General features: G+C 31.0%; 15 protein-coding genes. 13 read left to right on the top strand and 2 right to left on the bottom strand.

The features are described 5' to 3' along the window. Nucleotides 1-7 precede the first annotated feature (7 nt). The 6 genes from ABV008_RS06495 (at nt 8) to ABV008_RS06470 (ending at nt 6,260) form a co-directional block, all read left to right on the top strand. A complete protein-coding gene (locus ABV008_RS06495; protein WP_352419007.1) occupies nt 8-949 on the top strand; it encodes a DnaJ C-terminal domain-containing protein in 942 nt (313 codons plus the stop codon). Nucleotides 950-1,082: 133 nt separating this feature from the next. Then, the gene (locus ABV008_RS06490) at nt 1,083-2,042 is read left to right on the top strand and encodes a glycerophosphoryl diester phosphodiesterase membrane domain-containing protein (protein ID WP_352419006.1); all 960 of its coding nucleotides are present in this window, start codon (nt 1,083-1,085) and stop codon (nt 2,040-2,042) included. A gap of 20 nt (nt 2,043-2,062) precedes the next feature. After that, the gene (locus ABV008_RS06485; protein WP_352419005.1) at nt 2,063-2,743 is read left to right on the top strand and encodes a hypothetical protein; all 681 of its coding nucleotides are present in this window, start codon (nt 2,063-2,065) and stop codon (nt 2,741-2,743) included. Next, nucleotides 2,727-3,791, top strand: coding sequence for a hypothetical protein (locus ABV008_RS06480; protein ID WP_352419004.1), 1,065 nt, complete (start codon nt 2,727-2,729; stop codon nt 3,789-3,791). Before ABV008_RS06485 ends, ABV008_RS06480 begins: the two co-directional genes overlap by 17 nt. Then, a complete protein-coding gene (locus ABV008_RS06475) occupies nt 3,755-4,720 on the top strand; it encodes an AAA family ATPase (RefSeq protein WP_352419003.1) in 966 nt (321 codons plus the stop codon). Before ABV008_RS06480 ends, ABV008_RS06475 begins: the two co-directional genes overlap by 37 nt. 226 nt (nt 4,721-4,946) lie before the next feature. Beyond that, a complete protein-coding gene (locus ABV008_RS06470) occupies nt 4,947-6,260 on the top strand; it encodes a DUF58 domain-containing protein (RefSeq protein ID WP_352419002.1) in 1,314 nt (437 codons plus the stop codon). On the opposite strand, the gene ABV008_RS06465 is transcribed toward ABV008_RS06470, so the two are convergent. Next, complete coding sequence (locus tag ABV008_RS06465) at nt 6,257-7,207, bottom strand: stage II sporulation protein M (protein WP_352419001.1); 951 nt, start codon at nt 7,205-7,207, stop codon at nt 6,257-6,259. The genes ABV008_RS06470 and ABV008_RS06465 overlap by 4 nt on opposite strands. Before the next feature lie 60 nt (nt 7,208-7,267). Between ABV008_RS06465 and ABV008_RS06460 the strand changes: the two genes are divergently transcribed. From ABV008_RS06460 to ABV008_RS06440, 5 genes are read left to right on the top strand one after another with little or no spacing between them, the layout of a single operon-like run. Next, nucleotides 7,268-7,975, top strand: coding sequence for an RDD family protein (locus tag ABV008_RS06460; protein WP_352419000.1), 708 nt, complete (start codon nt 7,268-7,270; stop codon nt 7,973-7,975). Nucleotides 7,976-7,988: 13 nt separating this feature from the next. Continuing rightward, a complete protein-coding gene (locus ABV008_RS06455) occupies nt 7,989-8,774 on the top strand; it encodes an ABC transporter ATP-binding protein (RefSeq protein WP_352418999.1) in 786 nt (261 codons plus the stop codon). A gap of 2 nt (nt 8,775-8,776) precedes the next feature. Then, nucleotides 8,777-10,438 carry an ABC-2 family transporter permease gene (locus ABV008_RS06450; protein WP_352418998.1) on the top strand — a complete coding sequence of 554 codons (1,662 nt, stop codon included), beginning with the start codon at nt 8,777-8,779 and terminating at the stop codon, nt 10,436-10,438. Between the two features lie 31 nt (nt 10,439-10,469). Next, entirely contained in the window at nt 10,470-11,330 is an 861-nt protein-coding gene (locus tag ABV008_RS06445; protein ID WP_352418997.1) for a tRNA 2-thiocytidine biosynthesis TtcA family protein, read from the top strand. A gap of 23 nt (nt 11,331-11,353) precedes the next feature. Further along, the gene (locus ABV008_RS06440; protein ID WP_352418996.1) at nt 11,354-11,995 is read left to right on the top strand and encodes a lactate utilization protein; all 642 of its coding nucleotides are present in this window, start codon (nt 11,354-11,356) and stop codon (nt 11,993-11,995) included. A gap of 67 nt (nt 11,996-12,062) precedes the next feature. On the opposite strand, the gene guaD is transcribed toward ABV008_RS06440, so the two are convergent. Next, a complete protein-coding gene (gene guaD / locus ABV008_RS06435; RefSeq protein WP_352418995.1) occupies nt 12,063-13,352 on the bottom strand; it encodes a guanine deaminase in 1,290 nt (429 codons plus the stop codon). A gap of 462 nt (nt 13,353-13,814) precedes the next feature. On the opposite strand from guaD, the gene ABV008_RS06430 reads away from it, so the two are divergent. Continuing rightward, complete coding sequence (locus tag ABV008_RS06430) at nt 13,815-14,942, top strand: GNAT family N-acetyltransferase (RefSeq protein WP_352418994.1); 1,128 nt, start codon at nt 13,815-13,817, stop codon at nt 14,940-14,942. 577 nt (nt 14,943-15,519) lie between these two features. Then, nucleotides 15,520-15,656, top strand: a 137-nt coding sequence (locus ABV008_RS06425; RefSeq protein WP_502929754.1) for a thiolase family protein, incomplete at its 3' end; no start/stop codon positions are given.

Here is a 15,656-nt window from a genome sequence, read left to right as displayed (position 1 = left end):
TAGTTCTATGAAATACAAAGATTATTATGAAATATTAGGAGTAACAAAAAACGCAACTAACAATGATATAAAAAAGGCTTACAAAAAGCTGGCTAAAAAATATCATCCTGATTTAAATCAAGGAGATAAGGCCGCTGAAGAAAAGTTTAAAGAAATAAATGAAGCTTATGAAGTCTTAGGTGACGAAGGAAAACGGAAAAAATATGATACCTTTGGGCAAAGTTATAGTTTCCAAAATGGTGCAGATTTTGATCCTTCACAATTTGGCTTTGGTAATGGTGGATACCAATATTATTCCACAGGTAATGCATCGGATTTTAGTGATTTCTTTAACATGTTTTTTGGAGGACATGGTGGAAGCAGAACATCTAGTTTTGATATAGGCAGCATGTTTTCCAATAGAAGAAGCAAAAGTGTTAGAGGTAATGATATTGAATCAGAGATAGAGATAAGCTTAATAGAAGCATATGAAGGTGCAAGCAAGACTATAAGTTTAAATGTATCAGGTGAGATCAAAACTATTTCAGTTAAAATACCTGCTGGTATACTTCCTGGAAAAAAAATCAAAATAAGGGAACAAGGCGGTAAGGGCTCAAGAGGTGGTAAGAATGGAGACTTACTATTAAAAGTTAAAATCAAAGAAGAAAAGGATTTGAAGCTAGAAGGAATTGACTTAGTAAAGGAACTACCTCTTTCTCCATGGGAAGCTGCCTTAGGCTGTGATGTATTGGTAAAAGGACTAAAGGATAAAGTTAGGATAAAAGTCCCAGAAGGAATTCAAACAGATGAAAAAATCAAGCTAAAAGGCTTAGGTTATAAGGATATGAATGGAAGTAAAGGAGATATGTACGTAAAAATAAAGATTGTGAATCCTGCACAACTAACTGATGAAGAGAGGGACCTATATAAGCGCCTTAGAGAGATATCAACATTTAAGTCTAGGGGATAGAAACAATTTCTATCTCCTTGTTTTTTCTCTTAAAATGATAATTATCAAAAATGCGTAGTTTATGATAAAATAGTCTGTGTATTGTTTAAAAGCAAACAATTAAAATAAAATTAATTATAAAAGAGGTGTTTCGATGAATGAAGAAAGATATAGAGTGATGTCTATTGCTCAGATGCTAGATAAGGCTATATACTTACATAAAAAGACTATAGGCACATCAGCCTTATATTTATTTGTAATGAGTATATTAATTGCAGTAGTTGGAATTATATTTTCTTTTATAATTATACTGCCTTTTAGTGTATTAATGACTAGAAACATTTTTCTAGGATATGGAACATTCGAGTCTGGATATTCTATGTCTATACTTATGCTTACACTTATAATAGTCGCATTATTTTATTCATTAGAATCAATTAAACAAAGCGGTATTATAACTATAGGTTCTAAAGAATTTTTAGGAAACAAAGTAGATATATCTGATGCAATTATGAGTGCTTTTAAAAATATACTTAGAGTATTAAGCGTTATAATTGCAGGGGTTATACTATTTCTACCTGTTTTTTTAGTGTATGGATGGATTATTATTTCAATTTTATCAGATTATAGATATGGATTAAGCTTATCTAATCCTGGAATAATCCTAGTTTCAATTATATTTATGATTGCATTCATATATTTTTTGACAATTCATGCATTTTCTATTCAGGTAGCAATTCTTGAAAAAAATTATTTTTTTAAGGCTTTAAAAAGGAGTAGAGCGCTTGTAAAGGGCAGGTTCTGGAAAATTTTCGGTTGTTTTATATCATCCTCCCTTACTTTGGCATTTATAAATATTTCAATCTATGCTATTTTTGCGCTAATAGGTGGTATAATTTACGCTGTATTAGGCTCTTCTAATATTCAAAGCGAAGTAATGGCTACACTTTTAATGATAGGAAATATTGTGAGAATACCATTACAGATGTTGGTTTCTTATTTTGTATCTCCTATAAGTGGAATTTTTGCTACTATCTTATATTACAATACGCGCTTTAAGAAAGAAGGCTATGATATAGAGCTTAATATTCTAAGAATTAAAGATGAGCAGTAGAGTGAGAAAGGAAGAAAATTATGAACTTCATAAGCAATCTAAATGCTATGGCTTTAAATAAAGAAGAATTTGACAAGGCAGTAAGCCAAGTGCTTAATAAGGCTGAATATCGTAGATTGAATCGTGATTATATAGATATTACAGATAGAATAAGAAACATGATAAAAGAGTGGATAGAAGTTTGGCTTGAAAAGTTTTTTAATGTAGGGGATAAGTTAGGCACATCTGCATTTGGAATATCTAACGGTATAGTTATCGTTGGGGCTATAGTTCTTGTAATTCTTGTAATAGCTCTATTTTTGTCCATGAGAAAAATTGTGGGGAAAAACAAAAAAGTTAAAACAATATATGGAGAAGAGATTAATTCTACGACTACTGCTGAAGGGCTAAGGGATAAGGCTAGAGAATATAAAAATCATGGTAACTATAGAGAGGCTATTAGAATTTCATTTATTTCCTTATTATTAAAAATGAGCGAAAAAAACCTTCTATATTTAGATGAGACAAAAACTAATGGTGAAATGGTTAGTATGCTTGAAAACAATGGGTTTGCATATTCTGGTCTTTTTAAAAATCTGACATATTTATTTAATGAAGTGTGGTTTGGACACAAGAAAATTTATGAAGATGAGTATAGTATATGGGAAATGAAGATGGAAGAACTGTGGAACGGGGTGTTGTACATTGAAAACAAAGGATAAAAGAAATCTAATTATTTTACTTATACTCTTTCCAGTTTTTCTGTGGTTAAGCTTAACATTTACAAATGACAATGAAAAGTCCCTAAAACCTTATTCGGTACTTAACAAGGGTAAAGAAGGAGTTAGTGTTATTTATGAAGTATTAAAGGATTTAGGATATACTACTAACCTTACATTAACAGAGGCCAATTCACAGGATATAAACATGGGGCAAATAGTTATTGAACCTAAGGAACCCTATAAGCTAGAAATAAATCAAGAAAGCATAAAAGATTGGGTTAAAAACGGAGGAAGTCTTATATATTTAACACCAAGGTGGAAAGACTTAGAACTTAATTATGGAAAAGAAATAGATAAGTATACTTTGTCAGAGATAGAATATGCTAAGGCCTATTCTTATAATGATGGATTATTAGTAGTAGGAGATCCGAAAATTTTAAGTAATAAAACATTGACTACTAACACTGACGGAGCATATTGGCTTATTAAACAATTAGAAAATATGGGTACTAATAATATTAGCTTTAATGAGTACTATCACTATTTCGAAGGATTTAAGCCTTCATTATGGCGAGATATTCCAAAAGGAATTAAGTTCACTATATATCAGATTATATTAGTTATAGCTATAGTTATTTATTATTATGGGAAACGGTTTGGTAAAGTTAAACCTCTATATGAAGAAGTTGAAAGAACTGAAAATGAATACATATATTCAGCAGCGGCACTTTTTAAAAGAGGAGAATTAAGAGAAGATGTAGTTTTAAACTTTTATAATGATTTTTTATCATCGCTTGAAGAAAATACTAGATACTATAACAAGAATCAGACTAAAAATTGGGTTGAAATTTGGGAAAAGGAAAAATTACCAGCAACTAATGATGCAAAGAAATTATATAGTTTTATCGATGCTATGAAGGATAACAAAAGAATAAGTTCAAAAGAAATGCTAGAAACCATAAGTACTATTGAGCGTTTGAAAAAAATTCTTGATAAAAGGAGAGGAGTTCATTGGAAAGAGCTGAAAAGGGATATACAAAGCATATAATAGATAAAATTAATAATGAAATAGGCAAAGTAATTGTTGAACAAGAAGAAATGATGAAATTTTGTATGGTAGGACTTTTATGCGGTGGTCATGTTCTTTTAGAAGGAGTACCAGGTCTTGCAAAAACTTTAATGGTTAGGACATTAGCCAAGACAATGAATGTTGACTTTAAGAGAATCCAATTTACACCTGATTTAATGCCTTCAGATGTCACTGGAACTAAAATATTTAATATGCAGACTAGAGAATTTGAATTGAAAAAGGGACCTATTTTCACTAATTTTCTTTTAGCCGATGAAATCAATCGTACACCTCCAAAGACACAGGCAGGTTTATTAGAAGCCATGGAAGAGCAAGCGGTGACAATAGACGGAGAAAGTATACATCTTCCATCGCCTTATATGGTCTTTGCTACACAAAATCCTTTGGAATACGAAGGCACATACCCTCTTCCAGAGGCACTTATGGATAGGTTTTTAATGAAAATTATCATTGATTATCCTTCTGCTAAAGCAGAAAAAGAAGTACTAGAAAGATACCATGAAGGCTTTAATACTGTAGACTTAGATAGCTCTGGAGTAGAAGCAGTTTGTAGCGGTGAAGATATACTAATGTGTAGAAAAGAAATCAAAGAAGTTCAGGTAGATGATAGTATTTTTGATTATATAATACAGATTGTTAGTGAAACTAGAAACTACACTTCTATTGAAGTGGGAAGCAGTCCTAGAGGCTCTATTGCACTACTACAATCTGCAAAAGCCTATGCAGTAATAAGTGGAAGAGATTATGTAATACCAGAGGATGTAAAGGCAGTAGCATACCCTGTACTTAGACATCGTATTGCACTAAGACCAGAGCTTACTATTGAGGGAATAAAGGAAGATAAGGTTATAGATAATATTTTGATGCAGATTAAGGTGCCAAGGTAATATAACTTGAACAAAATATACACTCATGATTTCGAATGTGAATAATTCTAAAGCCCATTCCGATGAAACATACTAAATTTTGTAAATTCGCTACGCTCAAACATACGAATTTCTTAACGTATTTTTCCTCTACATTCGCTAAGAATTATGGTTACATTCTGCAAATATTCGTTTAGTATTTTTTTTAGTTATATGTTTGGCAATAAATGTAAGGAAGGTGAACAACATGACTATAACAAAGCGTTTTATATTTCTTATAGGGCTTGGAATTATATTAACATTTATATCATATTTCTTTGGACTAGCACTAACAACATTCATTTTATACAACATAATCTGCTTTTCCCTATTAGTAGTCGACTATTTAGTTTCACCTTCTCCAGATATATTAGAGATAGAGAGACTAGATGGTGAAAAACTATCTTTATTTGAAAATGAAAAGATAAGGATAAGTATATATAACAAAAGTGATAAAAAGATGTATGTTGAAATAAAGGATGAAGTTCCAGATTTTCATTTTGACATTGAAAAGGAGTCTATAGGTCAGTATATAGCTCCTCATGAAAAAGAAATATTTGAGTTTAGGGTTATACCTAAAAAGCGAGGAGCATTTACATTTGGGAAATTGCATATAAGGTATGATGGATATCTTAAGCTGTGTAGAAAGCAGTTTAAATCAAACATAGAAAAAGAATATAAGGTCTATCCAAATCTTAAGGACTTAAGAAGACACAAGCTAGCAGCTTACAACAGTTTAGTACATAAAGACGGAAGCAAGAGACTTAAGATATTAGGAAAGGGTACTGAGTTTGAAAGCTTAAGAGAATACGTAACTGGTGATGAATACAGAAAAATAAACTGGAATGCTACAGCAAGAGAAAATAAGCCCATAGTAAATCAATACGAACCTGAAAAAAATCAGCATGTATATGTAATGATAGATACTGGAAGGCCTATGAGCTATTCCATAAGAGGCCAAAGCAAATTAGATATTGCAATTAATACAGGACTTCTTCTCTGTGATATAGTGAATCAAAATGGTGACCAATCAGGTTTAATGGCATTTAACACAGAAATAGAAGCTTTTATACCTCCAGGTAAGGGCAGTGGTCATAGAAATAGGCTCATGGAGGCACTTTACCATATAGAACATAGCAAAGCTACATCTAACCATGAGGAAGCCTTTTTCTTTTTCAAAGGAAAGGAAAGACGTAGAAGTTTGATATGTTTATTCACTGACTTTGACACTATAGAAGAGGCAGAGGACATGATTAGAGTGCTCCCTGCAATATCAAAAAACAATATAGTTATAATGGTACTGATAAATGACGAAAAACTTGAAAATATTGCTTCTATGTCTGTTAAAAAGGAAGAAGATGCCTATATAAAATCTGTTGCCATTGAAATGCTTAAGGATAGGAAAAAGTTAATAAGTATTCTTAATACTAAGGGGATAATGTGCATTGAATGCAAACCTGAAAAAATTACATCTGACGTAATAAATAAGTATATATACGTAAAAAATCGGATGCACCTTTAAACATCCGATTTCAAGTAGGGTATTGCAAAATATGCTAATATCATTAATAAAGTAAGACCTGCAAATATTAATTTATATATAGGAGATATATTAATAGGCGTAAAGAAGCCTTCAATAATTCCTGCAATTATGAGAAAGATTATTACACCAAGCATTAAGCTTGTGGCTTCCTTGGCAGCTTTAATAATGGAATGTTTTCTAGAATATTCTCTTGGTATTAAAATTGACTGTGCTAACATAAGTCCAGCACCACCAGCAATAAAAATAGCTGTAAGCTCTAATATTCCATGGGGTAAGATCAAGGACCAATACCTTATTGGATTTCCATAATGATACACTAAGCCTGTTAGAGCACCTAGCAATGCACCATTAAAGAAAAGAATATAAATAGATCCGATTCCTAGCGTAATACCTAATACAAAAGCCTTAAAGGCTACAGAAATGTTATTTGTCATAATGTAGCTTGACATAACTGGATAATCCCACTCTGTAGAAGCATCCATGTCCCAGTTAATATTTTCTACCATTTCTTGAGGCATGAAATAAGTTGCACTTTGAGGGTTATTAGCAACAAGTAGCCAGCTAAGAGAAAAGCCTAACAAGAAAACTACTGTAGCAATTAATATGTAATGCTTGTATTTCTTTATATTATAAGGCAGAGCGAATTTTAAAAAATTACTTACTTCGGAGAAATCATATTTTTTAACTGAATAAATATGATTATGTGAATTCGCAACCAATGAATTAATATATGGTATCACTTCACTACCTGGATAGTGGGTTCGTGCATAAGCTAATTGATGGCTTGATTGACGGAAAAGGTATAAATAATGTTTAATCTGCTTAGAATCAAGATGTTTAATACCTTTTCTATTTATTAGGTCAGTAAGATTTTTAAATTCTGACCATGATGATGAATTTTTCTCAATAAATTGTTCAATATTCAATATTTTTCACCTCTAAAGATATTGTATCAGATAAAAGATATTACATAAAGGAGTGAAATAATGAAAACAATCAAAATTACTACACCTGAGAATATAGAAGTAGAATATACTCTTGCTGCATTAGGCTCACGTACTGCAGCTGCAGGGATAGATTCCTTAATACAACTTGCCCTCATGGGAATCATAATACTTACTATATTTCTTATAGGATTAACACCAGCAGAGCTTTATGACAAATATAAAAGCTGGGCAGTAGCAATATCTTTACTTTTAATATTCATTATTAATTATGGATATTTCATAATCTTTGAGATGATTATGAATGGGAAAACGCCAGGAAAAAAAGTGTTTGGCTTACGCACTATCAGAGCTAATGGACAGCCCATAGCTTTTAAACATTCTATCATAAGAAATTTATTTAGGGTGATAGTAGATATTTATGGTGTAGGCGTAATACTTATTTTTTTCACGGATTATCATAAAAGATTAGGCGATTATCTAGCTTCTACATTGGTTGTTGTAGAAGAAAAAAGAGAAGTATTATATAATATTAAGCTAGAAGATAAGAAAACAAATTATAAGTATTCCCTGACACAAGAAGAATACCAGCTTCTAAGAGAATACTTTAAGAGAAAAGATTCCTTAGGTGAAAAGGTAAGTAAGATAGAGAATGAATTAGGTGAATATTTTATAAAAAAATATCAAATTGAATGGTCTGGATATAACTACAATATGTTGTTAGCTGAATTACTTAATGGAGTGGTGTAAGGGGGAATGTATTATGGTTAAGGAGCCTATTATAACAATAAAAGACTTGAGAATGAATTATGGTACTGGTGCAGATATTTTAAAAGGGATAAACCTAGCTATATATCCAGGACAGATAATTGGATATATAGGTCCAAATGGAGCAGGGAAGAGTACTACAGTAAAGATATTATTAGGAATAATAAACAAGTACAGAGGAGAAGTAAAGATATTTGGTCAGAACATATTGGAAGAAAGAGTAGAATACAAAAAAAGAATAGGATATGTTCCAGAAACAGCAGAAATATTTGAAAACTTAACAGCACATGAATATCTGACTTTTTTAGGAGAGATATATGGTATGAACAGTGAAGATGCAAATAAAAAAGCTCAAAAACTTATGGAGCTATTTGGAATAAAGGAGCACTATTATTCTAGAATATCCTCCTTCTCAAAAGGGATGAAACAAAAGCTGTTAATTATTGCAAGCATGATTCATAATCCAGATATATTATTTTTAGATGAGCCATTAGCTGGACTTGATGCCAATAGTGTTATGATATTTAAAGAGATTTTAGCTTTATTAGCTCAACAAGGGAAAACTATTTTCTACTCATCTCATATTATGGAGGTAGTAGAAAAGATAAGTGATAGAATACTCCTAATAAATAACGGTCAAATAGTTGCTGATGGAACCTTTGAAGAATTGAAGGAAAAAAGCATGGAAGGTTCTCTTGAACAGATTTTTAATCAGCTTACTGGATTTACAAAGCATAAAGAAATAGCAGATGAGTTTGTATCTCTATTACAGGAGGTATAAAAATGGGTAACTTTAAGTCCTTAAAATTTCTTGATAAATTTAGTTCTCAATTTGAAAAAATAGGGGTAAACTATAAGGCTATGCGATCAATACTAGAAATTAAATTAACTATGGATGAGAGAAGAGTACCTACAGCATTAGGTACATATGACAATAAGGATAAGGATAGCAACTTATTTAAGAAATCATTAATTTCTTATGGAATAATGGGATTATTCATTATGTTTTTTGTGCTTATTCCTATTCCTATATATGCAGGTATGAGTATAAGCTTTGGAATACTTATGTTTATGATGTTAACTACTATGATATCAGATTTTTCATCTGTATTATTAGATATTAAAAGCAAAAACATTCTTTTATCAAGACCAATAGACGAAAAAACCTATAATACTGCAAAAATAGTTCATATATTCATATATATGTTTACAATTACCATTGTAATGGCAGGACCTTCACTAATTGGCGGCACTATAAGACATGGATTACTCTTTTTCCCTATTTATTTTATTGAGTTGATACTTATAGCTGGCTTAATAATTTTCTTAGCATCACTATTATATAGTCTTATACTTAAATACTTTGATGGAGAAAAGCTAAAGGATATTATAAATTATTTTCAGATAATCCTTTCAATAGTAATGATTGTAGGATATCAGTTAATCGGACGAATGTTCAACTTTATAGATATAAAAGTTGTTGCCAATCCAAAATGGTGGAATTTTTTATTACCTCCTGCATGGTTTGCTGCACCATATGAAGTGCTTATTAATAGAAATTATGAAAGCTGGTATATATATTTAAGCTTAATAGCAATAATAATACCTATAGTCTCCTTATTTATCCATACAAAGATAGTGATGCCAAGTTTTGAAAGCAATCTTTTAAAACTGAATAGTAGTAGTGAAAAGGGCAGTTCTTCTGCAGAAAGGAAACAAAGAATTCTCAAGAAAATTGCAAGTCTCTTTTGTTATAATAGAGTAGAAAGAATATTTTTTAGATTTTCACAGAATTTATTATCAAACGAGAGAAAATTAAAGCTTAAAATATACCCATCATTAGCATTTGCTGCTGTTTTCCCATTTTTGACTATACTTAACTATGTAAGAAGAGGTACTACATTTAATGAAATGCTTTCTTCATTAGCTCAAGGCAAAGCATATCTTGGTATATATTTAAGCATACTTATGCTAAGCACTACTGTTATGTATATTGAATTAAGTGAGAATTACAAAGGAGCTTGGATATATAAGACCTTGCCTATAGAGTCTCCGGAATTTATATTTAAAGGGGCAATTAAAGGTTTTGTCTTTAAATACTGTATAGGGATCTTATCAATTGTGAGTTTAGTGTTTCTAATTTTATATAAATTTAGTATAATACTTGATGTAATATTGATATTCATTAATATGATGCTCATAACAGCAATTATGTTTAAGAGTGGAAATAGAAGACTTCCCTTTAGCGAAGATGCTGATAAAATACAAAAGCAAGGGGCTGGTTCTTTCTTTTTATTATTACTAATTATTGGAGTTATTGTTGGACTTCATATGCTTACGAGAATTAATATGATAATATTTGTGGCTTATATAGCAGTAGCTTTAATAGTAACACTAATTATGTGGAGAAAAGTATTTAAATTTAAATGGGAAACATTTAATTAACTTGAACTTAACCTTAAATTGAGGTGATTTGATGAGTAGAATAGCTGGAAAAGGCTGCGAGACAGTAGTACCGTCTTCAGATAGAAAACCATTAGAGGAAATAGAAAGAAGTATAATAAAAAAATATAGAAAGCAAATATGGTCAAAGTTTATTAAGGCTATAAAGGATTATAACTTAGTAAATGAGGGAGATAAAGTTGCTGTGGCTATATCAGGAGGAAAAGACAGTCTTCTAATGGCTAAACTATTTCAAGAGCTTCATAGACACGGGCATGTGCCATTTGAGGTGGAATATATAGCAATGGATCCAGGATATCATCCTGATATTAAAGAGCTTTTGATAGAAAATTGTAAGTACTTAAATATACCTATTCATATTTTTGAATCAGGTATATTTGAAATAGCCGACAAAATGGCACAAGATTATCCTTGCTATATGTGTGCAAGGATGAGGAGAGGAGCTCTTTATAATAAAACTAAAGAATTAGGTTGCAATAAATTGGCGCTGGGGCATCATTTCAATGATGTTATTGAAACTACTTTATTAAATGTATTGTATTCGGGAAACTTTAAAACCATGCTACCAAAACTTAAGGCAGCTAATTTTGAAGGTATAGAACTAATTAGGCCATTATACTATATTGAAGAGACTAGTATAAGACGATTCATTGAATATAGTGGCATCTGGCCTTTAAATTGTGCATGTATGGTAGCTGCCGAAAGAATAGGAAACAAGCGCTATGAGATTAAGGATTTAATTGAAGAGCTAAAAAAGAACTTTGCCAATGTAGACAAATCAATATTTAAAGCAGCAGAAAATGTGAACATGAACTCAATATTAGGATGGGAAAAAGACGGGGAGAAACATTCATATTTAGACTTTTATGAATAAATAAATATTAAGGGGGAATGGAGATGGATAAAAATGCAATGTTTGTCATTGATGAAAGAGTAAAGAGGACTATTAAGAACCTAGAAAAAAACAACATGAATGGCTATTATGTTCAGACAGAGGAAGAAGCTCTTAAAAAAATAGAAGAGTTGATTTCAGAGGGAGACACCGTATCTGTTGGTGGTTCAATGACACTTTTTGAAATAGGAGTTATAGACTTACTTAGAAATGGCAAATACAACTTCCTTGATAGATATAAAGACGGACTAAGCCTTGCAGAAATAAAAGAAGTATTTAGAAAAAGTTTTTATGCTGACGCATATTTTACAAGCAGCAATGCTATTACTGAAAATGGAGAAATATATAATGTAGATGGCAATGGAAATAGAGTTGCAGCTATGCTATATGGTCCAGATAAAGTAATAATTGTAGTAGGCAGAAACAAGATAGTGAAAGATTTAGATCAAGCTATTTTAAGAGTTGAAGAAACAGCTGCTCCTGCAAACAATGTAAGACTTAATAAGAATAATCCTTGTACCAAAACAGGACATTGTATGGATTGTAAATCTGAACAGAGAATATGCAATGAATATACTGTAATCAAGAGACAAGGGAATAAAGATAGAATCCATGTGATTATAATAGACAATGAATTAGGATATTAAAAAGAATTTCTAAAAGCGTAAAAAGCCTGCAAGCTTGTTTTATGAACATTGCAGGCTTTTGTGTATTTTATTTAAAATTTGGTTTATCAACCTTATTTCCTGCTACATATCTTTCAACAATGTTTCTATCGTCACCTAAATAGATAAATCTTTGTAGACGTTCTTCGAGTGTTAAGTTATCGCCAAAGAAGTTTGAATCATCTATTACTAGAGCATCAAACTCATATCCCTCTTCAAAGCTACCTACCTTACCAAAGAACTTACCTCCACCTTTAGTGCCTAGATAGAATACCTCAGATGTTGTAAGAGGAGCAAGCTCTTTATTAGTTTCAAGCCATTTGATTTTAGAAACCTGTGCAGAAACTGCCATTACACTTGAAATAGATATTTTATGCCCTCCACTTATATCAGAACCTAAACCAACATTTACACCACTATCTAGGAAATGTCTAACAGGCATTATTCCACTAGAAAGATTCAAGTTAGAATGTGGACAGTGTGCAACATAAACCTCATTATCCTTCATTAAACCAACTTCATCTTCAGTATTATATATACAATGAGCCATTATGGTTGGTTTTTGCCCAAACAAGTCATAACAATCATATACACTTGCGTAGTTTTTATGCTCTGGATGTAGTTCTTTAACCCATTCAACTTCTCCTGTATTTTCAGAAAGGTGAGATTGTATAGGTACATCGAATTCTTTTGCCATTTTACCAAGCTCTTCAAGGACTTCTACAGAACAAGTAGGTACGAATCTAGGAGTAATAATTGGTTTAACAAGTTTTGACTTGCCAACATGTTTTTCTAAATATTCCCTTGTGTCTTTTAATGATTGTTGAGTACCTTCTACAATAATGTCAGGACAATTCCTATCCATATTTACTTTGCCTACATAAGCTCCTAACCCTGCTTCTACAAGTAAATCAAATAATAGAGCGGTAGCTTCCTTATGAACACTAGCGAATATTACTGAACGAGTAGTTCCATTTTTCCAAAGTTCTTCAACAACTCTAGAATAAACTTTTTTTGCATAATCTAAATCTTTGTACTTAGCTTCTTCTGGGAAAGTATATTCCTCAAGCCAAGGAAGTAGCTCCTTATCAAGGCCTAATCCAGCGTTAGGAAATTGTGGTGCATGTAGATGTAAATCAACAAACCCAGGAATAATTAGTTTATTGCCAAAATCTTTTACTTCAATATCTTTATATTCTTCAGGTAATTTTGCGACAGCCTTTTTTACCTTGTCATCTTCAACAATTATGAAACCGTTTTCTATTATGTTAAAATTCTCAGGCGATTCAGTAAAGACTATATGTCCTTTATATATCTTAGTACTATTTTTCTGGCCCATAAAATCAGCTCCTTACCAATAGTTATTTATAATAGTGTTTCTTATATAATTATACCCTATTTACTATTGCGGATTCAACAAATGAACAGAACCTAGCTAAGACATTGTAATTACACGCTTAGGGGCTAATGCTTGCTTATTTTTAATTATAAAAAGTTAATAAACAAAAAAACGCAAAGAAATCTAGTAAAATATTTACAAAAGGCATAAATGAGTATTCTAGCCATATAAGAAGTATTTATTATATTTCTGCAGAGAATATTTTTGAAGGATTATAGCAAAAGTTGTAGAAATTATACTAAATAACACAGAGCAGTAATTCTTTATTTTTAGAAAAAAGCTTTATTTATTTTTAATAGTATTATTTAATATAAAGTATATGCCTTATTTGATTACAATGCTTTTGATGAAATGGGGTTTTACTTGTAAGTGTTTAGTTTTACACAAATAGGGGGGCAAGAAATGGGAGATATAATTATTAAAAATGTTACAACAAAAAAGCAAGAGAAAGATTTTATTAAACTTCCTTGGAAAATATATGAGGGAGATGAATGTTGGGTACCACAATTAATATCTGATTATAAGAAAACTATAAGAGGTGAAAACAATTCATTAGTGCAAAGTGGTCCATTCCAGCACATAATTGCCTATATAAATCAGGAAGCTTGTGGAAGATTATGTGTAGGTATCAATGAAGAGTTAAATCGTGCAAAAAATTATAAAGAAGGATATATTTCTTTGTTTGAATGTATAGATGATTATGATGTGGCTAATGCAATGTTTGATTGTGCTAGCAATTGGCTTAGAGATAAAGGTATGGAAAGGATAATTGGACCAATATCACTTCCAAATGGTGATGATAATAGGGGGCTTATAATAGATAATTTTACTGATCCAACGCTTGTAATGAATACTTATAATAAGAGCTATTATAGAAAGCTTTTTGAAGACTATGGATTTTATAAATATTGGGATTGCTATGCATATCGTTATACTATGCAAGATGAAATCGATGATAGATATAAAAATTATGTACCATATGCAATGGAAAAATATAAGTTTAAAGTAGATAAGATAGACTTAAAAAATATAAAAAAAGAAATGGCAGATATAAAACAAATAATAGATGAGGCTATGCCTAAGGAATGGGATGATTTTATACCCCCTACAGATGAAGAAATAGATATTATTGGAAAAAGCTTAGTACCTGTGGCAGATCCAGATTTAATATACATAGCTCGTACTGAAGATGGAAGACCTATAGGCTTTAATATTGCTTTGCCTGACTATAATCAAGTGCTAAAAAAAATGAATGGAAAACTATTCCCAATAGGGTTTATAAAATATCTTTACTATAAGAAAAAAATTGATAGAGCTAGATTATTTGTTTTATTTGTAATACCTGAGTATAGAAGAAAAGGAGTTCCATCAGCCATCTATCTAAATTTATATAATGCAGCTAAAAGGAAAGGATATAAATACGGAGAAGGCTCCACAGTATGGGAATACAACAAGATTATGCAAAGAGATATTGAAAAACTTGGTGGGAAAATATATAAAACTTATAGAATTTATAAAAAAGATTTATAGATACTCAATTAGTGTCTAATTTATATATAATTATATAAGTCAGCATACTTATTTATGTTCTACATTTTTTGATTATGTAGGGATAGGGCTGCTGATTATTCTTTATGGTAGTAATATTACAAATATGCATGATATTAGTGCACTGTACGAACTAAGTACAAAGTTTTTAGAATATTCACTAATATAAGACTGTAGCACTAGATCGTCACAAGTGGAACAACTTGTAAGAAATATTTCTGTAAAGAAGACCATCATTATTGATATATAGTTTCTTTTATGCAAGAAAAAGAAAATGTATATTTTTTGTACATGCATTTGTTTTGTACACTACCTTCTATCTCTATATTGAAAATTCAGTATTTAATGTAGAAGGATATAGTTTGGCATACATATTGCATAAATAAGATTTATAGTAGTTAAAAGTAAACAATCTTTAATATAAGAAACTAAAAACACAAATAGTATTCTACTAGGTAGGTATCTGATGTATAATTGAAAACGTTATCCAATAGGGTTAATTATAGTATTTGACCCTGTATAAGTTTATAAAAATAAAAAATCAAACTGGGGTGATTTAATGAGAGAAGTAGTAATAGTTGGTGCTGCTAGAACACCAATAGGAAGCTTTGGAGGCAGCTTAGCTTCTAAGTCTGCAATTGACTTAGGAGTAGTTGCAGCAAAGGAGGCTATCAAGAGAGCAGGCATAAAGCCTGA

Source organism: Proteiniborus sp., assembly GCF_040308045.1.
Taxonomy (GTDB): Bacteria; Bacillota; Clostridia; order Tissierellales; family Proteiniboraceae; genus Proteiniborus.
Note: the sequence above shows the minus strand (reverse complement) of the source record. Positions and strands in the feature narration are given on the sequence as shown.

What these genes read in the sequence shown, in the direction of transcription:
- ABV008_RS06470 (WP_352419002.1), top strand. Translation starts at nt 4,947, where the DNA reads ATGACTATAACAAAGCGTTTTATATTTCTTATAGGGCTTGGAATTATA.
- ABV008_RS06445 (WP_352418997.1), top strand. Translation starts at nt 10,470, where the DNA reads ATGAGTAGAATAGCTGGAAAAGGCTGCGAGACAGTAGTACCGTCTTCA.
- ABV008_RS06490 (WP_352419006.1), top strand. Translation starts at nt 1,083, where the DNA reads ATGAATGAAGAAAGATATAGAGTGATGTCTATTGCTCAGATGCTAGAT.
- ABV008_RS06450 (WP_352418998.1), top strand. Translation starts at nt 8,777, where the DNA reads ATGGGTAACTTTAAGTCCTTAAAATTTCTTGATAAATTTAGTTCTCAA.
- ABV008_RS06440 (WP_352418996.1), top strand. Translation starts at nt 11,354, where the DNA reads ATGGATAAAAATGCAATGTTTGTCATTGATGAAAGAGTAAAGAGGACT.
- guaD (WP_352418995.1), bottom strand. Translation starts at nt 13,352, where the DNA reads ATGGGCCAGAAAAATAGTACTAAGATATATAAAGGACATATAGTCTTT.
- ABV008_RS06485 (WP_352419005.1), top strand. Translation starts at nt 2,063, where the DNA reads ATGAACTTCATAAGCAATCTAAATGCTATGGCTTTAAATAAAGAAGAA.
- ABV008_RS06455 (WP_352418999.1), top strand. Translation starts at nt 7,989, where the DNA reads ATGGTTAAGGAGCCTATTATAACAATAAAAGACTTGAGAATGAATTAT.
- ABV008_RS06495 (WP_352419007.1), top strand. Translation starts at nt 8, where the DNA reads ATGAAATACAAAGATTATTATGAAATATTAGGAGTAACAAAAAACGCA.
- ABV008_RS06460 (WP_352419000.1), top strand. Translation starts at nt 7,268, where the DNA reads ATGAAAACAATCAAAATTACTACACCTGAGAATATAGAAGTAGAATAT.
- ABV008_RS06430 (WP_352418994.1), top strand. Translation starts at nt 13,815, where the DNA reads ATGGGAGATATAATTATTAAAAATGTTACAACAAAAAAGCAAGAGAAA.